The organism is Sphingopyxis sp. JAI128 (genome assembly GCF_014207235.1).
Taxonomy (GTDB): domain Bacteria; phylum Pseudomonadota; class Alphaproteobacteria; order Sphingomonadales; family Sphingomonadaceae; genus Sphingopyxis.
On record NZ_JACHDA010000005.1, the window covers coordinates 298,884 to 322,804 of the forward strand.

Annotated in this window: 21 protein-coding genes; 18 read left to right on the forward strand and 3 right to left on the reverse strand. The window is 63.8% G+C overall.

Annotated features, from left to right (window positions below):
• Nucleotides 1-101 precede the first annotated feature (101 nt).
• Entirely contained in the window at nucleotides 102-1,301 is a 1,200-nt protein-coding gene (locus HDC35_RS14255; protein ID WP_184647886.1) for an LLM class flavin-dependent oxidoreductase, read from the reverse strand.
• A 201-nt stretch (nucleotides 1,302-1,502) separates the two neighbouring features.
• Between HDC35_RS14255 and HDC35_RS14260 the strand changes: the two genes are divergently transcribed.
• A complete protein-coding gene (locus HDC35_RS14260) occupies nucleotides 1,503-2,243 on the forward strand; it encodes an IclR family transcriptional regulator (protein ID WP_184647888.1) in 741 nt (246 codons plus the stop codon).
• Between the two features lie 80 nt (nucleotides 2,244-2,323).
• Here HDC35_RS14260 and HDC35_RS14265 read toward each other — a convergent pair whose 3' ends face one another.
• Nucleotides 2,324-3,535: a CaiB/BaiF CoA-transferase family protein gene (locus HDC35_RS14265; protein ID WP_184647890.1), complete on the reverse strand. Its 1,212-nt coding sequence runs from the start codon at nucleotides 3,533-3,535 to the stop codon at nucleotides 2,324-2,326.
• 444 nt (nucleotides 3,536-3,979) lie between these two features.
• Between HDC35_RS14265 and HDC35_RS14270 the strand changes: the two genes are divergently transcribed.
• From HDC35_RS14270 to HDC35_RS14300, 7 genes are all read left to right on the forward strand, one after another.
• Nucleotides 3,980-5,605, forward strand: coding sequence for an AMP-binding protein (locus tag HDC35_RS14270; RefSeq protein ID WP_184647892.1), 1,626 nt, complete (start codon nucleotides 3,980-3,982; stop codon nucleotides 5,603-5,605).
• Nucleotides 5,602-6,429: an enoyl-CoA hydratase gene (locus tag HDC35_RS14275; protein ID WP_184647895.1), complete on the forward strand. Its 828-nt coding sequence runs from the start codon at nucleotides 5,602-5,604 to the stop codon at nucleotides 6,427-6,429. The genes HDC35_RS14270 and HDC35_RS14275 overlap by 4 nt, the downstream gene beginning before the upstream one ends.
• A gap of 69 nt (nucleotides 6,430-6,498) precedes the next feature.
• Nucleotides 6,499-8,010 carry an MFS transporter gene (locus HDC35_RS14280; RefSeq protein WP_184647897.1) on the forward strand — a complete coding sequence of 504 codons (1,512 nt, stop codon included), beginning with the start codon at nucleotides 6,499-6,501 and terminating at the stop codon, nucleotides 8,008-8,010.
• Nucleotides 8,007-9,263, forward strand: coding sequence for a CaiB/BaiF CoA-transferase family protein (locus HDC35_RS14285; RefSeq protein ID WP_184647899.1), 1,257 nt, complete (start codon nucleotides 8,007-8,009; stop codon nucleotides 9,261-9,263). The genes HDC35_RS14280 and HDC35_RS14285 overlap by 4 nt, the downstream gene beginning before the upstream one ends.
• A gap of 56 nt (nucleotides 9,264-9,319) precedes the next feature.
• Nucleotides 9,320-10,225 carry an alpha/beta fold hydrolase gene (locus tag HDC35_RS14290; protein ID WP_184647901.1) on the forward strand — a complete coding sequence of 302 codons (906 nt, stop codon included), beginning with the start codon at nucleotides 9,320-9,322 and terminating at the stop codon, nucleotides 10,223-10,225.
• Nucleotides 10,225-10,773, forward strand: coding sequence for an NADPH-dependent FMN reductase (locus HDC35_RS14295; RefSeq protein ID WP_221438262.1), 549 nt, complete (start codon nucleotides 10,225-10,227; stop codon nucleotides 10,771-10,773). Before HDC35_RS14290 ends, HDC35_RS14295 begins: the two co-directional genes overlap by 1 nt.
• Nucleotides 10,770-11,051, forward strand: coding sequence for an antibiotic biosynthesis monooxygenase (locus tag HDC35_RS14300; RefSeq protein WP_184647903.1), 282 nt, complete (start codon nucleotides 10,770-10,772; stop codon nucleotides 11,049-11,051). The genes HDC35_RS14295 and HDC35_RS14300 overlap by 4 nt, the downstream gene beginning before the upstream one ends.
• 57 nt (nucleotides 11,052-11,108) lie before the next feature.
• Here HDC35_RS14300 and HDC35_RS14305 read toward each other — a convergent pair whose 3' ends face one another.
• Nucleotides 11,109-12,284: an acyl-CoA dehydrogenase gene (locus HDC35_RS14305; protein ID WP_184647905.1), complete on the reverse strand. Its 1,176-nt coding sequence runs from the start codon at nucleotides 12,282-12,284 to the stop codon at nucleotides 11,109-11,111.
• 95 nt (nucleotides 12,285-12,379) lie between these two features.
• On the opposite strand from HDC35_RS14305, the gene HDC35_RS14310 reads away from it, so the two are divergent.
• From HDC35_RS14310 to HDC35_RS14355, 10 genes are all read left to right on the forward strand, one after another.
• A complete protein-coding gene (locus HDC35_RS14310; RefSeq protein ID WP_184647907.1) occupies nucleotides 12,380-13,279 on the forward strand; it encodes a LysR substrate-binding domain-containing protein in 900 nt (299 codons plus the stop codon).
• 220 nt (nucleotides 13,280-13,499) lie between these two features.
• Nucleotides 13,500-14,483, forward strand: a complete 984-nt coding sequence (locus tag HDC35_RS14315; RefSeq protein WP_184647909.1) for a LysR substrate-binding domain-containing protein — start codon at nucleotides 13,500-13,502, stop codon at nucleotides 14,481-14,483.
• Nucleotides 14,484-14,579: 96 nt separating this feature from the next.
• Nucleotides 14,580-15,857 (forward strand): 4-aminobutyrate--2-oxoglutarate transaminase, encoded by a 1,278-nt coding sequence (gene gabT, locus HDC35_RS14320; protein WP_184647911.1) that lies wholly within the window; start codon nucleotides 14,580-14,582, stop codon nucleotides 15,855-15,857.
• Nucleotides 15,854-17,317, forward strand: coding sequence for an NAD-dependent succinate-semialdehyde dehydrogenase (locus tag HDC35_RS14325; protein WP_184647913.1), 1,464 nt, complete (start codon nucleotides 15,854-15,856; stop codon nucleotides 17,315-17,317). Before gabT ends, HDC35_RS14325 begins: the two co-directional genes overlap by 4 nt.
• Complete coding sequence (locus HDC35_RS14330) at nucleotides 17,314-18,069, forward strand: ABC transporter substrate-binding protein (protein ID WP_184647915.1); 756 nt, start codon at nucleotides 17,314-17,316, stop codon at nucleotides 18,067-18,069. The genes HDC35_RS14325 and HDC35_RS14330 overlap by 4 nt, the downstream gene beginning before the upstream one ends.
• Before the next feature lie 7 nt (nucleotides 18,070-18,076).
• Nucleotides 18,077-18,730: an amino acid ABC transporter permease gene (locus HDC35_RS14335; RefSeq protein ID WP_184647917.1), complete on the forward strand. Its 654-nt coding sequence runs from the start codon at nucleotides 18,077-18,079 to the stop codon at nucleotides 18,728-18,730.
• A complete protein-coding gene (locus HDC35_RS14340) occupies nucleotides 18,727-19,452 on the forward strand; it encodes an amino acid ABC transporter ATP-binding protein (protein ID WP_184647919.1) in 726 nt (241 codons plus the stop codon). Before HDC35_RS14335 ends, HDC35_RS14340 begins: the two co-directional genes overlap by 4 nt.
• 101 nt (nucleotides 19,453-19,553) lie before the next feature.
• Nucleotides 19,554-19,919, forward strand: coding sequence for a cupin domain-containing protein (locus HDC35_RS14345; RefSeq protein ID WP_221438263.1), 366 nt, complete (start codon nucleotides 19,554-19,556; stop codon nucleotides 19,917-19,919).
• The gene (locus HDC35_RS14350; RefSeq protein ID WP_311770776.1) at nucleotides 19,916-21,322 is read left to right on the forward strand and encodes an FAD-dependent oxidoreductase; all 1,407 of its coding nucleotides are present in this window, start codon (nucleotides 19,916-19,918) and stop codon (nucleotides 21,320-21,322) included. Before HDC35_RS14345 ends, HDC35_RS14350 begins: the two co-directional genes overlap by 4 nt.
• A 195-nt stretch (nucleotides 21,323-21,517) precedes the next feature.
• Nucleotides 21,518-23,920 carry a TonB-dependent receptor gene (locus HDC35_RS14355; protein WP_184647921.1) on the forward strand — a complete coding sequence of 801 codons (2,403 nt, stop codon included), beginning with the start codon at nucleotides 21,518-21,520 and terminating at the stop codon, nucleotides 23,918-23,920.
• Nucleotide 23,921: the final 1 nt, after the last annotated feature.

Here is a 23,921-nt window from a genome sequence, read left to right on the forward strand (position 1 = left end):
TTCGTCTTTCGATATTGCATATTGGCTCTCCCCTTGGGCTCCTTTGAGCCCGAAAGCCGGCCCGTTATCGGGCTCGGCTTTTTACGATGACGCGTTCGATCTCAAGCTTTGACGGGCTGGATATTGAGGGCCTTCGGGCCATAGCGCTGCGCGAACGCCTCGGTCTCGATCTCTTCCAGCTCGATTTGACCCGCAAGAACTGCGGTTTTCCAAGCCTCATGGGCGGGGATGTTCGCATGAAACTCGGGCATGACCTCGCGGGCGAAGAGTTCGAGGCTGTCGCAGATGTCCTGGTGGGTGTTCATCCCCGCCTGATTGAGCAGGATAACTTGGTCGATATGCGATTCCTCGAATTTGCGCAGCTTGCGACGGAGGGTTTCGGGCGAGCCGATCAGACCGCCCCTCAGCGCGGCGCTTGCAGCATCGGGATTGGCGCGCTTCCACTCGTTGTAGAGATCCCACATGTTGACCGATCCGGCAGCCGGACGCTGGCGGTCCTGACTCTGCCCGTAATAGCGCAGGCAGAACTGGAAGAAGGTCGCGCCATCGGCTTTGCGCTGTGCCTCCTCGTCGGTTTCGGCACACATGAACATAGAGACGAGCGCGATATTGGGGTTTGGCTGATAGTCGGCGAGCGGGTCCCGCCGCTTCGTGAAGGCGTTGTAGTAAGCATGCACCCAGGCATGGGCAGCATCTGCGCTGACGAACTGGAAGCCGAGCGCGCCCAAGCCCTTTTCGCCGGCATAACGGATCGTCTCGAGCTGCGAGCAGGCGGTCCACATCGGGGGATGCGGCTTTTGCAGCGGCTTCGGCACGACATTGCGCAGCGGGAAGTCATGAAAAGGACCATGATATTCCACCGGGGCGTCGCCGAACATCGGGGTGATGCAGCGCACGGCGTCTTCGAATATCTCGCGCTTGTCTTCGAAATTAACCCCAAAGGGCTCAAGCTCGGTGACGCTCGCGCTCTCGCCCATGCCGAATTCGACGCGGCCGTTCGAGATCAGGTCGAGCGCGGAGACCTTCGCTGCAACCTTGGCGGGATGATTGGTGGTCACTTGGAAGATGCCGTGACCAAGCCGGATATTCTTCGTACGCTGCGCCGCTGCCGCGAGAAACACTTCGGGCGCCGAGCTGTGCGAATATTCCTCGAGGAAGTGATGCTCGACTTCCCATGCATAGTCGTAGCCTAGGCCGTCGGCGAGTTCGAGCTGCGCGAGCGCGTTATGATAGAGGTCATACTCGCTCTTCTCGTGCCATGGCCGCGGGAGCTGCAACTCGTAGAAAATCCCGAACTTCATTTCTCATCCCTTCTCTCACGTCGCCTGTGCGGGCGTATCGGGAGTCGAATTGACCGATCAAAACGTAGATTGCAAGAACAAAGTATATAATTTTATAATCTTGTTCCACTATATAGAACATTGCTGCATTTTATGCTCTATATGGCGAGCAAATATGCGCTAACAGTTGGCGTGGCCCGGTTGGCCGCCTAGGGGGAGCGAATGGAATCAACGATCGTAAAGGGCGTGAGCGTGCTCGAACTGCTGGTCCGCAACCGCGGGCCTGTTCGGCTGTCTGCCATCGCGTCCGAACTCAAAATGCCGAAGAGCGGCGTGCATCGCCTTCTCGGGACATTTATCGAGCTTGGCTTTGTCCGGCAGGACGAGGATTCGGGCCGGTACAGCGCGACGCTCAAGCTTTGGGAATGGGGCCAGAACATCATTTCCGATCATCCCGCGAAGCGCGCGGCCGCTCCCTACATGGAGGAGTTGCACCGGCTGACGCAGGAAACGATAAACCTGCTCGTCCTCGACGGCGACGAAGTACTGTTCGTCGACAAGATTCTCGCGCCGCGTCCCCTGCGATTTTCGACACAGCCCGGATCGCGGGCGCTTGCGATCATGACGGCGCCCGGCAAAGCCATGCTGGCCCACGAACCCGACGCCGAGGAAATCATCAGGCAATCGATCGCGACCCGCGAGCGGGCGAAGGGTGTCGACATCAACGAGGTTCTTGCGGACCTCGAAGAGGTACGGGCCAAGGGCTATACCAGCGCCAACGGGAGCTGGACGGTGGGCATTTGCAGCTATGGCGCCCCCATCATGGGCCGAAATGGCCGCGCAGCAGCGGCCATCTCGGTGACGGCTCCGACCGAACGCGTCGACGAGGCGAAGCACGCCCAGATCGTCGAGGCGTTACTCTATACATGTGCCCGGATCGCCGAAACGGTGGGCCAACTCTAGGGGGCGGCACGGAGGCCCCCGCCCCCTTCCCGGGAGCCTCCCGCCGCCGGCGCATTCCGCCGCGACGGCGCGCCAACGGTTCAGGCGGGGAGAGCGCCTGTGACCGCCTCGATGCGTTCATCGTCATAACCGATCCAGCGAAGGACCTCGACAGTGTCGACCCCGGTCGTCTTCGCTCCCTCGGTAATTTGGCGCGGGCTGCCGTCGAAGTTGAGCGGCGAACCGATCAGCTTCATGCGGCCGATGCGCTCGTGCTCGATTTCCGGCGTCATATCCAGATGACGGACCTGCGGATCGTCGAAGACCTCGTCGATGCCGTAAATGGGGCCACAGGGTATCCCGACCTCCTCGAAGGCACCGACCCAATATTCGGTCGTATGTTCCGCGGTTTTCGCGGCGATCGCGTCATGGACCGCGGCGCGATCGCGACTCCGGTCCGCCTGGCTCTGCCAGTCCGGTCGATCGAGCCAGCCGGGTTCGACAATCCGGCACAGGTTGGTCCACTGCCTGGAAGACGAAGCACCGATATTGATAAAGCCATCACTGGTCGGGAAGACGCCAGTCGGCACGGCGGTCGGATGGTCGTTGCCCACCTGCACGGGCACGACACCCGACTGGAGATAGCGTGCCGCCTGGAAATCCAGCATGAAAATCTGGCTTTCGAGTAGCGACGTATGCACCCAGCGGCCCAGGCCGGTCCGGTCGCGCTGGTAAAGCGCCATCATGATCGCAAGGGCCAACAGATTGCCCGACGTGAGATCGGCGACCGCAATGCCGACGCGCATCGGCCCGCCTCCCGGCGCGCCCGTGATGGACATCAAACCGCTCATGCCTTGCGCGATCTGATCGACGCCTGCTCGCTGCGTGTAGGGGCCGGTCTGACCGAAGCCGCTTATGCTGCCGTAAACGAGCCGCGGATTGACCTCGCGGAGCGCCTCCCACTCGATACCGAGGCGATGCTTGACGGGCGCGCGCATATTCTCGACCAGCACGTCGGCGCGCTTCACCAACTCGATGAAGGCGGCATGGCCAGTGGCCGTCTTCAGGTCGAGGGTAACGACCCGCTTACCGCGATGCATATTCTGGTAGTCGGAGCCGTCGCGGCGCCCGATCACTTCCTCGTCCCCCGTGTCGGGCGGCTGCACGCGAATGACGTCGGCGCCCCAGTCGGCGAGATGGCGAACGCATGTCGGCCCCGCGCGCGCCAGCGTCAGATCGAGCACCAGGAGCCCTGCAAGCGGCAGGGGCGCGCCATCCGGATGGTGCTGGCTCGATGTCTCGGTGGCGCTCACTATAATTCCCCTTCTGGCCGGCGCGATGCCGCAGCCTGCGAATTCCAATCGCGACTGGAATAGTGTTCCATATTATGGAAATCAATTAGCGATTTTCAGATCGGTGCGAATATTTCCGCACCGCGACGGCCGCGCCGAGGCGGAAGGAGGGACCCTTCCTGGGATAGAATCCTTGGGAAATTCCCGTTTCTGGTGCCGCGCCCGCCGGCGACATTTTGCCGAGAAGCAGACCGATCTTCGCTTATCCGGCCGATAGCGGAACCAAGACTGGCAATCTTCTCCCGGCCGCCCGGACCATCGGAAGGCGCAAAATGCAAGCTCCGAACATCATCGTTCCATTAAATGGAACATTGTTCAGATTTGTCTTGCTCTGGCGTGGTGCGACGGTTAGCTACGGCTTTCGAATCCGGACGACACCGGGCGATCAAGGGAGTTGGAAGCGCGATGGCGCCCTGGACATATGCCGACATCTGGGAGCAAATCGCCCTCGCGCAGCCGAGCCGGCCCGCGCTTGTGCAGGGCGATCGGATCATCGACTGGGACGGGTTCGACCGTTCGGCCTGCGCGCTCGCTGGCTACTTGTGTAGCGCGGGCCTCGAACGCGGTTCCAAGCTGGGCATCTACATGCCGAACGCCCCGGAGTATCTTGTGGCAGTCAACGCCGCCTTCAAGATTTCCGTCGCGCCCTTCAATATCAACTATCGCTATGGCCCCGACGAAATCGCTTATCTGGCGGACAACGCCGATGCCGAAGCCATTGTCTTCGACATGGCATTTGGCGGCCTTGTCGACCAGATTCGCCGCGATCTGCCGCGCGTGCGCCGGTGGATCGCCGTGACGCGCGAAAACATGCCCCTGCCCGCTTGGGCGGAGGATTTCGCGGCGATCGCGGGCGGGCCGGTCGAGAGAGGGATCGGCGGCGGCGAACGGACGGGCGACGATCAGATCCTGCTCTATACCGGTGGGACGACCGGCCACCCCAAGGGTGTCATGTGGCGGCAAGAGGACCTGCTCAGCGTCGGCAATTTTGGCGCATCTCCGGTTCTTGGCCTGCCGCCTCTCGCCTCTCCCGAAGATGCGCCGGCGCGCGCGGATGCTTTCGGGACGATATCGACGCTTGTGGCCTGCCCCTTCATGCATGGAACCGGCCTGATGAGCGCATGCTCCTCGCTCAATTCGGGAGGATTTGCCGCGATGCTGCCGCCCGCCGCCTTCGATGCGGCCAAGCTGCTCGACGAAGCCGAACGCCTCAAGGTGGACCGTGTCGCGATCGTCGGCATGGCCTTTGCCGGACCGCTGCTCGAGGCTCTCGATGCGGAACCCCGCCGCTGGGATCTGTCGAAGCTCCGCAACATCAATTCGTCGGGTACGATGTGGAGTACCGAAAACAAGCTCGGCCTGCTCAAGCATCTTCCCCAAGCAACGCTCACCGACACCTTTGCGTCGTCCGAAGGCTTTCAGATGGCAACGTCGCACTCCTCGGTGAGCGGTACCGTAGAAACCGCCAGCTTCACGCTTGGTCCCAACGGAGCGGTCTTCACCGAGGACGGGCGCCGCGTGACGCCCGGGAGCAACGAACCGGGCCTCGCAGCGGTGAGCGGCCCGATACCGCTAGGATATTACAAGGATCCCGAGAAGACTGCGCGGACCTTCCGAACCATCGAGGGTCGACGCTGGTCGGTTCCCGGAGACTGGGCGCGCGTAGAGGCAGATGGCACCTTGGTCCTGCTCGGCCGCGGAAGCCAGAGTATCAACAGCGGCGGAGAAAAGATCTTCCCCGAGGAAGTCGAAGAAACGCTCAAGCGCCATCCCGCGGTGCGCGACGCCGCCGTGATCGGACTTCCCGATCCGCGTTTCGGGGAACGGATCTGCGCCGTGGTCGAATATCACCGGGCGACGCCCGACCCGGGCCTCGACGTGCTCGCACGCTTCGTCCGCGAACGCATCGCGCCTTTCAAGGCGCCGCGAGAGCTAGTCGTCGTGAGCGATCTCGCGCGCGCTCCGAACGGTAAGCTCGATTACGCCGCCGTCCGCCAGATGGTGGAACGACACAGGGGACAGCCAGCATGACCGCCACCATCATCGGCAAGGGCGATTTTATACACAGCGGCACGGAGAAGCTGCTCGGCCGGGCCGAGGGAGGAGTCGGCTGGCTGATCTTCAACAGTCCCGCCAAGCATAATGCCGTCTCGCTGGAGATGTGGGCGGGCATCAGCACCGTTCTTGCCGCCTTCTCAGCCGATCCGGGAATCCGCGCCGTTATCGTGACGGGCGCGGGAGGCAAGGCGTTCGTTTCCGGCGCCGACCTCTCCGAGTTCGGCGCGAAGCGCGACACGCCCGAGGCAAACGCAGCCTATACCAAGGTTAGCGGCCAGGCGCGCCGCGATCTGGTCGACTTTCCCAAGCCGATGATCGCCATGATCGACGGCTATTGCATCGGCGGCGGCCTTGTCGTGGCACTCGCATGCGACGTCCGTATCGCTTCCGATATATCGCTATTCGGGATACCGGCGGCTCGCCTCGGTCTCGGCTACGGCCTCGGCGGCGTGATCGATCTGGTTCGCCTCGTCGGCCCTGGAGCCGCCAAGGACATGCTCCTCTCCGCTCGCCAGCTGGTCGCCAAGGAGGCGCTGCGGATCGGCCTTGTCAGCCAGGTCGTACCGACGGCAGACCTGGTCGAGACCGCGACCGGTTATGCAGCAACGATCGCTGCGAACGCGCCGCTCACGGTGCGGGCCGCCAAGCTCGCCGTCGGCGAAGCGGTCAAGGCACCTGCGGACCGCGATGTCGACGCCGTGACGGCGGCGGTGGAAGCTTGCTTTGCCAGCGCCGACTATCGTGAGGGCCGAGCGGCGTTCGCCGAGCGCCGCGAACCTGTTTTCTTGGGCGAATGAAGAGATGAAATCGATGCCGAAACATGAGAATTACGGGCCGCGCCTCGCCAATGCCTTAGAGAAATTCGCATGAACGCCGCTCAAGACCCGGCCGCGGCTATCGCGCCGCCCCTGACACTGCGCCATCGGCTGCTCTATGGCGTCGGCTCCGCATCGACCGGGATCAAGACGCGCAGCTTCACCGCGTTCCTGCTCATCTTCTACAACCAGGCTGTCGGCCTTCCCCCAGCGATGGTTGCCACCGTGATATTGATCGCGACAATCTACGATTCGATCGTCGATCCGATCATTGGACAGGTCTCCGACAATTTTCGCTCGCGGATCGGACGCCGCCACCCCTTCATGTACGCAGCGGCTGTGCCGCTGGCGGTCGCCTTCTACCTGCTTTGGAACCCGCCCCTGGGATTCAGCCACGGACAGCTGTTCGTCTATATGCTCGCCTGCCTCCTCGTCGTGAGAACCTTCGACACATTCTTCGAACTCCCGAATGCGGCACTCGGGCCCGAACTGGCCCCGGCTTATAACGAGCGCACGAAGCTCATCAGTTGGCGCAAGGCTTTCGAGACCTGCGGCGGGCTGCTCATGGTGCTCTCGGGCTATCGCTACTTCATGGCAGAGAGCGCGGGAGGCGTGACGGAACGCGGCGGCTATTCGCTCTATGCACTGGTCGCGGCCTCGATGATCTTCATCGTCATCATCGCGTCCGCCGCCGGGACGCACGACCGCATCGTCTATCTTCGTCAGCCTCCGGAGCGCAAGCTGACGTTCCGCACGACGTTCAGCGAAATCTTTGCGACCCTGAACAACGCATCGTTTGTCTTCATGGCCATCGCGGGAATGATCTACATGGCCGCGATCGGCGCACGTGCCGCGATGGAAGTCTATTTCTATCTCTACTTCTGGGCTTTCGACCAGGATCAGATCGCTATCCTGACGATCGCGCAGGTGCCCGGAAGCCTCGTCGGCGTCCTGATCGCACCGCCGCTCGCGGCATGGCTCGGCAAAAAGCGCGCAACTCTCCTAGTCTGGTTCTCGGCGATGGTCGTCACCCTGTTGCCGCTCGCGCTTCGCGTCGTCGATATTCTTCCCAGTAACGATCACTGGATCGTCTTCCCGGTTCTCCTGGTGGAAAATGTCGTGACGCAGATCCTCCTCATCGCTGGCGCAGTCCTCGTTCCTGCAATGATCTCGGACATCGTCGAGGACAGCGAGTTGAAGACCGGTCGCCGCTCCGAGGGGTTGCTCTTCTCGGCCGACAACCTGTTTCGCAAATTCGTTTCGGGTATAGGGGTGTTCGTCGCCGGTATGGTCCTGTCCGCAGTCGGCTTCTCGATGAAGACGCCCGTCGGCTCGGTGACGGAGCGCCAACTCGACTCCCTCGCGCTTCTCTATATCCCGATTTACGGCGGTCTCATCCTGATCGCGATGATATTCGTGTCGCGCTACCGCATCAGCAAAGAGCTCCATGAAGAGAATCTGCGCAGGCTCGGCGAGAAATATGCCGCGGCGCAGATCGGAACCCCGGCGATCGACGAACAAGCGCTTCCGCGGGAAACGCGCCCGAACCCGGTGCACCCATGACCGGCCCCCTCGACGGCATCCATGTGCTCGAGATCGGGCACTATATTGCGGGACCCCACGCCGCCCAGATGCTCGGCGATCAGGGGGCCGAGGTCATCAAGGTAGAGCCGCTCGGCGGCGACCCGTCGCGCCTCAACACCCGCGCCGGACAGATCGGCGACTCGATGTTTTACGCCTGCCACAATCGCGGCAAGCAGAGCATCGCGCTCGACCTCAGCGACGCGCGCGCAGCTCTGGCTCTCGATCCGCTGCTTCGCTGGGCGGACATCGTCGTGACCAACTATACTGCCGGCGTCCCCGAGCGGCTCGGTTTTGGATATGCGCATCTCCAAGCCATCAATCCGCGCGCAGTGATGGTGCATGTCACCGGCTATAACGTCGATGGCCCCTGGCGCGATTATGCGGCGTTCGACGGCACGATCATAGCGATGAGCGGCCTTGCCGAGATGACCGGACACGAGGACGGGCCGCCCGTTCTCAGCCAGATCCTGTTCGCCGATCACAGCGTCGGCGCACACGCCGCCTTCGCTGCCGCGACGGCGCTCGCCGAGCGCGAGCGCACCGGTCGCGGGCGACTTATCGAGATGAATATGCTCGACGTGATGACGACCTACCTCGGACATCAGATCGCGATGATGGGTTTGTGGAACCTCGACCCGACACGCTCCCGAATTCGCGCCGGGACACGCTTCGTCCATCGCTTCGCGACGCGGACCGGAACGCTTTTCGTGGCTGCGATTACCCCCGGAATGTGGCGCGGCTATTCGCAGCTGGTGGGGCATCCCGAATGGGCTCCGCGCGGGATGACCGAGGTTCCCGACCTTCACGCCGACGGTGCCCTGCGCGATGCGGCGGTCGAGGCCGGCGAACGCTTCATGGCGAGCATGACCGCGCATGACGCGATGGCAGCCCTTCAGGCGAAGGGTATCACCTGCGGCATCATGCGCTCCGCGCGCGCCGTCTTCGAGGAAGAGGTCGCCAAGGGATCGGGCGCCGTCCATCACGTTCAATATCCGGACGGGACCAAGGTGCCTGTACCCGGACCTGCTATATCCGCGGGCCATCCTCCGTCACCCCGCGTGTCGTCGCTCGGAAGCGATGGCGAAGCGATTCTCGAAGCGGTTGGTCTCGACGCCGAGCTGATACGGTCTCTCCATGCGGCCGGCGTCTTCCGCCGGACAGAGATCGATCCGGCACTTACCGGCAACGCGGAGCCTGTCCCGCCCCACCTCAGTCACTGGGTCCCGGCTTAGCGCAATTTTGCCTTCGCCATCGTCCAGATCACCCCTCTCAGTCCACGGATCACGACATGCCAAATATTTCCGCGCCGCACGGACCCATCGAATATGCTGTCGAAGGAGAAGGCCTGCCGCTCGTTCTGATCTGCGGCCTCGGCTCGCAAATGATCCGCTGGTCACCCGAATTCCGTCAGACTCTCGTGGGCCACGGCTTCCAGGTGATCCGCTTCGACAACCGCGATACGGGACTGTCGCGAAACTATGCCGACGGGCCTACGCCAGACCTCAAGGCCGTGTTCCGGTTGCTGCGATCGGGTGGAACGCCCGATCTCGCCTATCGGCTCACTGACCTTGCCGATGACGCGGTTCTCCTGCTCGACCATCTCGGCGTTCAACGCGCACATATCCTCGGGGTGTCGATGGGCGGATTTATCGCTCAGCATCTTGCCGCCCGCCATCCCGAACGCGTGGACACGCTGACACTCGTCATGACCTCGACCGGAAACCCCGCGCTGCCCCCGCCGTCTGCCGAAGCACAGGCGTTCATGGCCAAGAAGGGCGGCGATGAAGCCGGCGATGAAGCCGGCGCTGGAGACCTCGTCGAGCAGGCGATCGCCAACGCACTGGTGATCTGCAGCCCGGCCTATCCGCCCGACCCGGCGCGCCTCAGGGCCCGGGCCGCCGCCGAGATCGAGCGCGCCCATCTCCCGTCCGGCTATGTTCGCCAGCGCGCTGCGATCCTCGCCGACGGCGACCGCAGCGCGATGGTGAAGGGCATCAGGGCGCCAACTCTGGTCATCCATGGAACAGCGGATCCGCTGATCCCGCACCAGGGTGGCGAGGAATTGGCCGCGCTTATTCCCGGCGCCCAGCTGAGACTCATCGAGGGCATGGGCCATGAGATTCCCGAAGCGCTCGCGGCGGGCATTGCCGCCGCGGTTGCCGAGCTTGCCAAGCGGCCGGAGGCCGCCGGCTGATGCAGACGCCGTTCATCCTGGGCATCGGAGGAACGACGCGGCCAGGCTCCTCGTCCGAACGGATATTGCGCGCCGCGCTGGCCCGGATAGAAGCCCGCGGGGTGGCAACCCTGTGTCTGGCCGGCCCCGACCTCATGGTCCCGCTTTACGAGCCCGGGCAGTCGGACCGTGACAGCCGCGCCTCGATCCTCGTGGACGGGATGCGGTCCTGTGCCGGAATCGTCATTGCGTCGCCCGGTTATCACGGCACGATCTCGGGCCTCATCAAGAATGCGCTCGACTATGCCGAGGATCTCGCCGCCGAGGTCCGGCCCTATTTCGACGGCAAGCCCGTCGGTTGCATCGCCTGCGCCTATGGCTGGCAGGCCGCGGGTTCGACTCTCGCCACCCTGCGGACGATCTCGCATGCGCTGCGCGGCTGGCCCACGCCGCTCGGCGTGACGATCAACTCTTCGCATCCCCCTGTCGCCGTGGAGGCCGGGGCGAGCACATCCGAAGACATCAACCTCGATATCCTCGCGGGTCAGATAGTGGAGCGCCTCGGATGATGATCGTGAAGCGCTACACGCTCGGGTTCAGAGCTGAAGACGAAAGCGCCCTTCAGGCCGCGCTTGGAAAACTGGCGCGGTCGGTTCGGGCTATCGAGGGCTGCGACGGGATCGACATCGAGCGTCATGTGGCGCGGTGCGAAATGCTCTTCGCGGAACGGTGGCGGGACGAGGCCGCCATGGACGCATCGGCAGCAGCGATCGACAAGCCACTATTGGCCGACGTGCTTCGGCTCGCCGACGATATCCGCCCGGACATCTACCGGCTGCTCTCATAACAGCGGCCGTCGCCGGTCTTTCGACCTGACCGGGCTCCTCGAGCAAGCCGGCCATCTTCAGAACGCAGCGATACCGGTTATCGCGCGCCCGAGGATCAAGGCGTGGACGTCGTGCGCGCCCTCATAGGTGTTGACGGTCTCCAGATTCATCGCGTGCCGCATCACATGATATTCGCCCGAAATTCCGTTACCTCCATGCATGTCGCGGCTTGCTCGCGCGATATCGAGCGCCTTGCCGACATTGTTGCGCTTGACGATCGACACCATTTCCGGAGCGAAACGATCCTCGTCCATAAGCCGCCCAACGCGCAGGCTTGCCTGAAGGCCAAGCGCGATATCGGCCTGCATGTCGGCCAGCTTTTTCTGGAACAGCTGCGTTGCTGCGAGCGGCCGTCCGAACTGGACGCGGTCGAGGCCGTAGTTGCGCGCGGCCAAGAAGCAGAACTCGGCCGCGCCCATTGCGCCCCATCCGATGCCGTAACGCGCGCGGTTCAGGCATGAGAATGGCCCCTTCAGCCCTTCGACCCCCGGCAGGATGGACGTTTCGGCCACGAAGACCTCGTCCATCATGACCATGCCGGTCACCGAGGCACGCAAGCTGAGCTTGCCTTCGATCCGGGATGTCGAAAGTCCGGGCAGGTCGCGGTCGAGGACGAAGCCGCGAATGGCGCCGCCATGCGCTTCGGACTTGGCCCAGATCACGAATATATCCGCGATCGGGGCATTGCTGATCCAGGTCTTGGTCCCCGAGAGCTTATATCCACCATCGACCTTCACGGCGTGCGTGCGCATCGCGCCGGGGTCGGACCCGGCATCGGGCTCGGTGAGCCCGAAACAGCCGATAGCTTCGCCCGAGGCCAGCGCGGGAAGGTAGCGCTTCTTCTGCGCTTCGCTGCCAAAGGCATTTATGGGGTGCATGACGAGGCTCGACTGGACGCTCATCATCGAGCGATAGCCAGAATCGATGCGCTCGATTTCGCGCGCGATCAGACCGTAGGCGACATAGGTTGCGCCGACACCGCCATAGTCGGGAGACACGGTGGGTCCCAGCAGCCCGAGGGCTCCCATTTCGCGAAAGATCGATGGGTCTACCGTCTCCTTTTCGAAGGCCTCGATGATCCGCGGAGCAAGCTTTTCCTCGGCATATCGCCGCGCCGTGTCGCGTATCATCCGCTCGTCTTCGGTCAGCTGGTCTTCAAGTCGAAACGCATCTTCCCAATCGAACGCCGCCATCGCAGTCTCTCCTCTTCTGGCGCTGCCATCGGCGACCCCTATAATCTCTTCAATTACTTTAATTCGCCATTTTGATCTGCTAATCAGATCAAATAATGCTTGAGACGCGTTCCCTTGGCTATTTCATCGCCCTGGCAGAGGAGCTCCATTTCGGCCGGACCGCCGAACGGCTCGGCCTCGCTCAATCCGCACTCAGTACGCACGTCCAGCGATTGGAAGATCTTCTCGGAACGCGCTTGCTCGATCGCGGCAGGCGATCAAATGTGCGACTGACCCGCGCCGGACAGACGTTTCTCACCGAGGCCCGCCTCGTGGTCGCACAGGCTGCTCGCGCCGAGCAAATTGGACGCATGGCGGGCCGTGGAGAAGCCGGCCCGGCGCATATAGGCTATGTGTTCTCGGCGGCGCTTGGCGGAACGCTGGCAGCTGCGCTTCGCGCGATCAGGGTCGAACTGCCCAAACTCACCGTCACGATCGACCAGATGGACACGCCGCAGCAGCTCGCCGCGCTCGAGGATGGCGCGCTGGACATCGGGTTCGTCCGCCCGCGCCCGACATACCCCCCTTCCGTCGAAACGATGATCGTCCATCGCGATCCCTTGTTGATTGGGTTGGCGTCAAGCCATCCGCTGGCCAGGCAAACCAAGATATCCTTGGCGTCGCTTGCGTCGGAAACCCTCATATTTCCGCAGTTCGGTGACGGCGGAGACTTTGACACAACGATCGACCGCCTGTCGGAGCGCGGCGGATTTCCAAATTCCAGAGTTGTGAAGACGCGCGACTTCGTCTCGGCGATGACGTTGGTCGCCGCCGAGCACGGCGTCCTCGTCGCCCCGCAGGTGATAGCTAACCTCGGCGTGGGCGAGATCATATTTCGGCACATCGAGGAATTCCAGGAAGAGGCCGAACTGGTGCTGGCTTGGCACCGGGATGCGAACGAGGCGCTCGTCCGGGTGATACGTCGTCACCTTCAGCTCCAAGACGAGAATGTTTGATCGAATGTCGCCTTAGCGTGCACGGCAAGCAGACGGTCTGCGTTGCAAGCGCCCCCATGAAAAGCGGTCATTGGAAAGCGATCATTGGCGAGGCCCGGTGGCATCGACGGCCGCCCATAGAAGAGAATGGCTTCGACCGATCGCCATCGATCATGCCTGGAGCATCGACAGCAATCGTTAGAAAAGTGACAGTCCGGCGCCGCAATGCTATCCGCCCCGCATGGCAAGGATGGCGGACAGGAAACAGCGCGAGGTCCAGAGCATGCGGGCCAATGTCGCGCACTATGGATTGACGCCCGAGCAGCGACGTGCGCTTCCTCCTTTTGCTGCGCTCAAGGCGTTCGAGGCCATCGGCACATGCGGCGGAATCCGGCGCGCCGCAGAAGCGCTCTCGATCGATCATGCCGCGATCAGCAGGCATTTGCGCGCGCTTGAAGAATGGGCGGGCAGCCCTTTGTTCGATCGCGCGTCGGGCTCCAACGGGCAGCTGACCGAGGTCGGTGCACGCTTCCATCGCGCGATCGCGCAAAGCCTGACCGACATCGCGTCCGCCGCGATGGAGTTCATGCCGCAGCTCGACGACCGGCATTTTGTCGTATGGTGCGCGCCGGGCCTTGCGTCCGAATGGCTCACTGGAAGGATCGGCGATTTTTCAGCCGCCTTCCCCGACATCCAGATCGAGCTGCAACCGATTGAAATCCTGCCGGAAGCGGTCGACAATAATGTCGATGCGCATATCCATTATGTCGTCGATGCCGCCAGGCAGGAGGAAGCGCCTGCGTTTCGCTCGGTCGAGCTTCTGCGGCCGCCGATCCTTGCCGTAGCCAGTCCCGCCTTCCTCGCCGACCTGCCGCCGTTCGAAAATCCCGCCGCTCTCCTCGAGGCGCCTTTGCTGCATGAAGCGAGCTTCGACCAATGGCGGCGCTGGTTCGAACAACATGGCGTGGAAAGCGAGGGCAAGCTCGATGGCCCGCGGTTCTGGCAAGGCCATCTGACGCTCGCCGCCGCGCGGCGCGGTCAGGGAATTGCCCTCGCCAACGCGCTGCTCGTCGGGGACAGCCTTCGCGGCGGCGAACTCGTCGAGGTCGGCACCTTCCCGCCGGTCTATCTCGGCTCCTATGTTCTCACGACCCGCCGGTCGCGATGGCGCGGCGAAGCGCTGGTCAATTTCCGCCGCTGGATCGAGCGTACGCTAGCGAACTGATCGATGCGGTGACTAACGAACAACGTCGGCGGGGGGATAGTCAACTTGCCGCACGAGGGGCGGTTCGCCGAAGGCAGGGGCCGAGAAGGAGGCCCCATGGCTCGTAATATCGAACTGCTGAACCGCCGCAGCCTCGCGGTCCCCCGCGGCGTCGCGACCGCCCTGCCCATTTTCGTCGAGCGCGCCGAAAACGCCGAGATGTGGGACGAGGACGGTCGCCGTTACATCGATTTTGCCGGGGGGATCGCGGTCCTCAACGTCGGCCATCGCCATCCCCGGGTTGCCGCCGCCGTTCGTGCGCAGCTCGACGACTATATGCATGTCGCCTTTCAGGTCACCGCTTATGCACCTTATGTCGAACTGGCCGAACGGCTGAACGCGCTGGCGCCTTTCTCCGGCGAGGCGCGCACGCTGCTGCTGACAACGGGCGCCGAGGCGGTAGAAAATGCGGTCAAGATCGCCCGCGCGGCGACGGGTAGGGCGGGCGTGATCGCCTTCACCGGCGGCTTCCATGGCCGCACGGCGCTTACCATGGCGCTGACCGGCAAGGTCACGCCCTACAAGCGCGGCTTCGGGGCCTCGGTCCCCAATGTCTATCACCTCCCCTTTCCTGTTCCCCACCACGGCATCGACGTCGACCAGACGCTGCGCGCGCTTCAATTTCTGTTCGCGGCCGACTTGCCGCCGGAGGATGTGGCCGCGATCATCATCGAGCCGGTCCAGGGCGAAGGCGGTTTCCATGCGGCCCCCGCCGAACTGCTCGCAGCGCTCCGCAAGCTTTGCGACGAATATGGCATCATGCTAATCGCCGACGAAGTGCAGACCGGGTTCGGCCGAACCGGACGCATGTTCGGCATAGAGCATAGCGGGGTCGAGCCCGACCTCGTCACCGTCGCGAAGTCGATGGGCGGCGGCCTGCCGATCTCCGGCGTGATTGGGCGCGCCGCGGTGATGGATGCGGTCGAGCCGGGCGGGCTTGGCGGAACCTATGGCGGGTCGCCGCTCGGATGCGCGGCGGGTCTCGCGGTTCTCGACGTCATCGAGGACGAGGGGCTTCTCGAACGCGCCGTCGCCATGGGCAAAAGGATCGTGCGCCGTCTCAAGGAACTCGCCGCGCGCAACGATCTGCTGCCGATCGGGCATATCCGCGGACTCGGCGCCATGATTGCCTTCGATATGCTCGAGGGCCAAGGGTCCGATACCGTGGCGCCGAATGGCGCGAAGACCGTCACCACGCGCGCCGCCGACGAAGGGCTCATCCTTCTTGGCTGCGGAACCTATGGCGAGACGATCCGCATTCTCGTTCCGCTCACCGCATCCGATGCGATCGTCGACGAGGGCCTCGCCGCGATCGAACGAGCCTTGCGGACATGAGCGACGCGCTGCTTCGACGACCCGAGCTTCTGCGAAGCGAAGCGTTGATTGGCGGTCGCTGGGAAGACAGCGGCGCCCGATATGATGTGCTCAATCCGGCAACAGGCGCGTGTCTTGCCGAGGTGGCGATGCACGGCGCGGACGCCGCGACCCACGCAGTGGACGCCGCAAGCGCCGCACTCCCCTCATGGTCGTCGCTGAGCGCCGGCGAGCGCGCCGCAATCCTGCGACGCTGGCACGACCTCATCCTCGACAATGCCGAGGACCTTGCGCGCCTCATGACCGCCGAGCAGGGCAAACCGCTCGCGGAAGCCAGAGGCGAAGTGGCCTATGCCGCCTCCTTCCTCGCCTGGTTCGCCGAAGAGGCGCGGCGGGTCTATGGGACCGTCATCCCGGGCAATGCGCCGGGACGGCGCCTGACGGTCATTCGCCAGCCGGTCGGCGTCGTCGCCGCAATCACGCCATGGAATTTCCCGGCGGCCATGATCACGCGGAAGGTTGCCCCCGCCCTTGCCGTGGGCTGCACGGTTGTTCTCAAGCCGTCGGAACTCACGCCGCTTTCGGCGCTCGCCCTTGCCTGTCTCGGCGCCGAGGCGGGCGTGCCGGCGGGCGTGTTCAATGTGGTGTCGGGCGACGCGCCGGCGATCGGCGAGGTCTTGACCGGCGACCCGCGCGTCCGCAAGTTCAGCTTCACCGGATCGACCCCGGTCGGCAAGATGCTTGCCGCGAAATGCATGGCAACGGTCAAGCGCGTCTCGCTCGAACTCGGCGGCAACGCCCCCTTCATCGTGTTTGACGACGCCGACATCGACGCCGCCGTTGCCGGGGCGATCGCCTCCAAGTTTCGCAATAGCGGACAGACATGCGTCTGCGCCAACCGCTTCCTGGTCCAGGACGGTATCTACGACCGCTTTGCAGCGGCGCTCGCCCGCAAGGTCGGTCTCCTCAACGCCGGAGACGGGCTGGCGGGAAGCGCCGACCAAGGGCCCCTCATCAACGCCGAGGCGGTCGCGAAGGTCGAGCGCCACCGCGTCGATGCGGTCGAACGCGGCGCGCGGATTCTGGCGCAGGGCCAGGTCAGCGGCCCCTCCCAAGGGCATTTTGCCCGCGCCGCGCTCCTCGTGGATGTCGCGCCGGAATCGCTCCTCGCGCGCGAGGAAACATTCGGCCCCCTTGCCGGGCTCATCCGCTTCGACCATGAGGAGGAGGCGATCCGGCTCGCCAACGATACGCCCGCAGGACTTGCCGCCTATATCTTCACGGCGGATCATGGCCGCGCCACCAGGGTGAGCGAAGCCCTCGAATATGGAATGGTCGGGCTCAACACCGGCCTCATTTCCACCGAGGTCGCACCCTTCGGCGGGGTCAAGGAATCGGGGTTCGGGCGGGAAGGGTCGCGGTTCGGGATCGACGATTATGTGTCGATGAAGCTCATTGCCGCGGAGATAGCGCCCGCATGACGGAATATGGTCGCCGGGACATGTTGTGGCTGCCGCTCGCGGCGGCGATGCTCGCCGGTTGCCGACGGCGCAAACGCGATCCGGAAACGGTCGTCATCGGATCCTCGCCGACAGGTGTGCCCTTCAGCTTCGTCGATCCCTGGACCAACGAACTCACCGGATCGATGGTCGATGCGGCGACAGCGGTGGTTCGTGATGCCGGCTTCAAGACCGAAACGGCGATAACGCCTTTCTCCGCGCTGATCCCGTCGCTGGCCGCGGGCAAGATCGACATGATCGCGGCGGCCATGTTGCGCACGCCGGAGCGCGAGCGCGTCGTCGCCTTCAGCGACCCTATCTATCATTATGCCGGTGCGCTGATCGTCCGCGGCGACGACAAGCGGATCGTCACCAATCTCGGACAAATCGGAACGACGCGCGTAGGCGCCCAGATCGGATCGCGCTTTATCGACCAGCTGCACGCGGCTGGTGCGCGGAATGTTTCGACCTATGAGTCGCTCGTCGATATCATGCGCGATCTTGAGAACGGCCGTATTGACATCGGCTATGGCGACGAGCCGATCCTGAGATACCAGCTGCGCGTCGGCTGGCGCCGCAATGTGCGCATCGTCGAGCAGTTTCGAGCGCCGGCGCTCGAGGAATTATGCCTTGTGATGCGGCTGGACGATGCAAGGCTGACGAAAATCAATTTGGCGATCGCCCGCCTCACGGCGCGCAACATTCCCGCCATCAACCGAAAATGGGGGCTTTGACGAGATCATGTCCGAATTTCTGACCGACGCGGTCGCCTTTCTTCCCGTGCTCGCGCGCGGGCTGTGGACGACGGTTCTGCTCACGGTCTGCGCGCTCGCGGTCAGCCTTGCCCTTGGGCTCGTCTGGGCGTTGATGGGCATGTCGCAATATGCGCCGCTGCGCTGGACCAATAATATCGTCGTCAACACGGTGCGGGGCATTCCGATCATCGTGCAATTATTCTGCGTCTATTTCGTGCTCCCCGACTGGGGGATCGACTTTCCGCCGTTCCTTGCCGGGGTGATCGGGCTCGGGATCGCCTATTCGGTCTACCAGGCCGAAAATCTGCGCGGCGGGTTCGAATCGGTCGACCGGCAACTGGTCGAGGCGGGAACCGCGCTCGGCATGAGCCGGGGGATGATTACGCGGCGGATCGTCATGCCGCTCGGGCTCCGCACCGCGCTCCCCTCGTTCGGGAACACGACGGTGATGCTGCTCAAGGACAGCTCGATCGCCTCGACAATCACCGTCGCCGAGCTCACACGATCCGGCCAGCTTCTCGCCATCTCGACCTTCAAGAACGGAACCGTCTACGTGCTGATCGCCCTCCTCTATCTCGCCGCGAGCATCCCGCTCGCGATGGCCGTGCGCGCACTCGAGAAAAAGGCGGCGTGGCGGTGATCGAGCTTTCGGGAGTCGCGAAAGCCTTCGGCGCGAGGCAGATCCTGCGCGATGTGAGCTTCACGGTGGAGGCGGGCGAAGTGGCCTGCCTGATCGGTCCCTCGGGATCGGGGAAATCGACGATCCTGCGAACGATCAACGGTCTCGAGCGCCATGACGCGGGCACGATCACGGTCGACGGCACTTTGCTTTCGGACAAGTCGCTGCCGGCGATCCGGCGCAAGGTCTCGATGGTGTTCCAGCGCTTCAATCTGTTCCCGCACCGCACAGTCATCGAGAATATCATCGAGGGGCCCGTGCATGTGCTCCGCGAAGATCCCGAGGCCGCCCGCGCCCGCGCCGTCGAACTGCTCAGCCGGGTCGGTCTTGCGGACCGCGCCGACGCGCATCCCGGCCAGCTTTCGGGCGGTCAGCAACAGCGGGTCGGCATCGCCCGCGCGCTCGCGATGCAGCCGCAGGCCATCTTGTTCGACGAACCCACCTCCGCGCTCGACCCCGAGCGCGTCGGCGAAGTGCTCGCCGTCATTCGCGAGCTTGCCGAGGACGGCATGACGATGGTGGTCGTGACCCACGAGATAGCCTTCGCCCGCGAGGTCGCCGACCGCGCGCTGTTCATCGACGAGGGCGTGATCGTCGAAAGCGGGCCGGCGCGCGACGTCCTGACCGCGCCGTCGGCCGAACGCACGCGCCTCTTCCTCGACCGGGTCCTTCGTCCGCACTGAAGGACTGGTGATTAATTCACACCGGGGCGTAAGCGCTACACAACTCCTGACACGGCTCGCTTTGACGCAATTGGGTGCTCCATTCTTCCTGGAGCCTCTTAATGTCCGTTACGATGTTCAATCTCGCGTCGTTGTTCGAAACCGCCCCGCCTCCCGCTCCCGTGCCCGTTCCGCTCGGCGAACCCGTTTCGACGGTCCGATCGATCTCCATGCCTTCGAGCTCGCGCACAACGACGCGGATCGGGGTCTGGGAATGTACACCCGGCCGCTGGGTGCGTCAGGTCAGGCAGGCCGAATTCTGCCACTTTCTGAGCGGGCGGGCGATCTTCACCCCTGAGGCAGGCGAGCCGGTCACGTTCGGCGCGGGAGATGTCGCGCATTTCCCGGAGAACAGCCGCGGCGTGTGGGAGATTGTCGAGACGAGCCGCAAGATATTCATGGTGCTCGACGAAGAGCGTGATTCGTGAGTTCCGCCGCCGAGACGCTGCCGCGTCCGATCAGCAATGATTTCTGGCTCTCCACGTCCGGCGATGACCTGACGCCGCGCGCACCGCTTGCGGGCGATGTCGAGGTCGACGTAGCGATCCTCGGCGGAGGTTTTTCCGGCCTCTGGACCGCCTATCACCTCCTTCGCCAAGACCCGTCGCTCGAGGTGCTGATCGTCGAACGCGAGATTTGCGGTTATGGCGCTTCGGGCCGAAATGGCGGCTGGTGCTCGCCTCGCTTCCCGGTCGATCCCGGCGCGCTCATCAAGCGGTTCGGCGCGGCACGCGCGAGAGAAACGATCCTCGCCCAGCAAGCCATCGTCGAGGAAATCGGGCGCACGCTCGAAGAAGAAGCGATCGACGCCGAGTTTCGCGCGACGGGCCTTTTGAGCCTCGCGCGGAGCGAAGCGCAACTGAGCGGCCTTGCAGCGACCCTCGCGACCTATGAGTCGCTGGGGCTTCGCTCGGGCAACAGGCTTCTGGGAGCCGGCGAAGCGCGCGAACGCATCCATGCCACCCATATTCACGGCGCGCTCCAGTCGCGCCATGGCGCGAATATTCATCCCGGCAAGCTGGTGCGCGGCCTCGCCCGCACGGTGGAAAAGCTGGGAGCGGTCATCCACGAGGGCAGCGAGGCGATCGCGGTCCGCCCGGCCCCGAACGCCGCAATCGTCACCCGCACCGGCACGGTCCGCGCGCGCAAGGCGGTGGTCGCCGCGAACGAGGCCTATCGCACCGGCTTGCCGGGTTATCGGCGCACATTGCTGCCGATGTCGTCGATGATCGTCCTGACCGAGCCGCTCAGCCAGAGTCAGTGGGCCGAGATCGGCTGGCTTGGCGGCGAAAGTGTCAGTTCGCAGGTTCACACGAAAAACTATCTGACGCGGACGAGCGACGGCCGCATTCTCTATGGGAGCCGCGGCGCATCCTATCTGTTCGGATCGGCGATGCCCGAAAATGCCATCCGCGACGAACCCGTCTTCGAATGGATGCGCAGCTGCGTTCGCGAATGGTGGCCGCAACTCGCCGACCTCTCCTTCACCCACGCCTGGGGCGGCTATCTCGGCGTCCCGCGCGACTGGCTGCCGACGGTCGGCTTTGACCCCGATACGCGGATCGCCACGCTGCACGGATATACCGGCCGCGGGGTGTCGACGAGCGCGCTATGCGCCAAGCTTCTCGCGGGGCTTATCGGAGGCTGGACCACGGGACTCGAAACGCTCCCCGTGCACCGGCCCCGCGCGCCGCGCTGGGAGATAGAGCCCTTCCGCTGGATCGGGGTCCGCTATGTACAGAATGCGTTCGCGCGGATCGACGAGGCCGAAAGCGCGCAGCGTCGGCGCCCGCTCGACGCGCGATTTGCAGAATATCTCGGCGAACAATGAGCGCGATCGGCATCCGCCGGACCGCGAAGAGGGCTTCGACAATAGATAATGGTGTCGAACGGTCAACATCAGACCAATCTTTCGCAACTTCCCGCTCGCCGGGGCGCCGGTCACATTTCGTACGAGAAGCAAGGGCCCGGAGGGTGACGCGCACCGTTGCGCGAGCCGGGAAATCATAACAGGGAGCAAATAGCCATGCGCAAGACAACAACACATATGACCGGACTGTCGGCCATCGCGGTCGCCGCGTCGCTGTTGGTCGCCCTCCCCGCCGCCGCGCAGGAAACGAACCATACCAGCGACGAGATGTCGGGGGACATCGTCGTCACGGCTACGAAGCGTTCGGAATCGGTTTCGAAGGTTCCTATCTCGATCACGGCCTATAGCCAGGAAGGCCTCGACCAGCGAGGCATCCGCGACATTCGCGATGTCGCGAACCAGACGCCCGGTCTCGACATTTCGCGCGCATCGACGGGCGGATCGGGTCAAACGCGCATTTCCATCCGCGGCATCGATTCGACCGCGGGCGCGGCCACGTCGGCGGTGTATATCGACGATACGCCGATCATGGCGCGCAACTCGTCGCTCAACTATAATGGCACCACCCTGCCCTTCCTGTTCGACCTCGAGCGGGTGGAAGTTCTGCGCGGCCCCCAAGGCACCTTGTTCGGGGCCAGCTCGCAGGGCGGTGCGGTGCGGTTCGTGACTCCGACACCGAACCTCAGCGAATTCAGCATCTACGGGCGCGCGGCGATCAACACGGTCAAGGATGGGGGCACCGGTTATGAGGGCGGGATCGCGGTCGGCGTGCCGATCGTCGAAGGGTCACTCGGTATCCGGCTCAGCGCCTATCGCCGTCACGATGCGGGCTGGATCGACCGCCAGAGCTGGCAGGATCCGACCGATCGCGAGAATGACGTCAATTATAGCGACACCACTGTCCTGCGCGCAGCCGCGCTCTGGGAACCGACGCCGGGCCTGACCATCGCGCCCAGCATCTATTTCCAGGACCTGAAGTTCCACGATCGCGCCGACCTCTGGACGCGTTGCCCCGCGACGGTCGGCGGCCCGGTCGATCCCACCCGCGTCCCGTGCGTCAACGGCGTCTCCGATCCCGAGGCCGGCAAATTCCTCTCTTACGCTTCGCTGCGCCAGCCGAGCCGGGACCGCTTCTACCTTCCCGCGCTCAAGCTCGGCTATGATGCCGGGCCCTTCTCGATCACGTCGGTCACCTCCTATTTCGATCGCCACGTCGAGGATGTGAACGATGCGACGAACATCAACGACCGCGCATCCTTCGGCAACGCCTATCTCTTTCCGATCACGCCGGGTTTCGCCCAATCGATCACCTGGCAGAACCCCAACATCTACCAGAAGGTCTTCACGCAGGAGGTCCGGCTCGCCGGCGGCAGCGGCGACGACCCGATCAAGTGGACGGTCGGCGCCTATTATTCGCGCGGTTCGATCAAGTCCGACCTGCCGATCTTCGAGCCCCATTACAACGCGCTCTATTTCGTCCGCTTCGGCCGCACGCCCGAAGCCGCCGGCGTGCCGCCGCTGGTGAATGGCAATGCGCGCTATTATGGCAATGAAAGCACCATCGAGAAAAGCGTCGCGATATTCGCCAATGTCGACGTCAAGATCGTCGATCGCCTGACCCTCACGCTGGGCGGCCGCTATTCGCGCGACAAGCTCGAGTTCGATGTCCTCGAACGCGGCGTCTCCTACGCCACCGGCTCGTCGAGCGCGGTCGGATCGCTCAAGGAAAATCCCTTCCTGCCCAAGGTGGGCCTGTCCTTCCAGGCGACGCCCAATTCGCTTTATTACGCGAGCTTTGCGCGCGGCTACCGCACGGGCGGTGTGAACAAGGCACTTCCCAACATTTGCGATGCCGAAGCCCAGGCCCTCGGTATCGGCAATGCAGCGGTCTACAAGTCCGATCGCACCGACAGCTACGAGATCGGGATGAAGAACCGCCTTCTTGGCGGTGCTCTCCAGCTCGACGTCAGCGCTTTCTACACGAAATGGAATAATATCCAGCAGCAGCTTCGCCTACAGTGCGCCTTCAGTCTCGTCGCGAACACCGCGTCGGCAACGTCCAAGGGGTTCGAGGCCAACATCAATATCCGTCCCGACGACAGCTTCAGCTTCGGCGCTGCGGTAGGCTACACCGATGCGACCTATGACGACACCATCCAGATCGGCACCGCGCCGATCGTCGTCGCGGGACAGCAGCTTGGCGCGACCCCCTGGACCGTCAACGTCAACGCCGAATATCGTTATCCGCACGCTGGCGATCTCGATCCGTTCATCCGCGTCCAGTATAATTTCAAATCGGTGAACCGTGGTCCCTTCCTTTATCAGGTTCCGACATCGACGAGCTACGACCCGACCCGGCGGCTTCCCGCCGAGCCGTCGACGCTCGATGCGCGGGCCGGCGTCAGCCTCGGGCCGGTCGAGGTGCAGATTTACGCTGAAAATTTGCTCAATAACGTCGACTATGTCGCCGATGGCCCGACTTACGCCCGCGGCCCGCTGTGGCGCGGAATGACGCTCCGACCCCGCACGATCGGCCTGCAACTCATCGCCCGCTATTAAT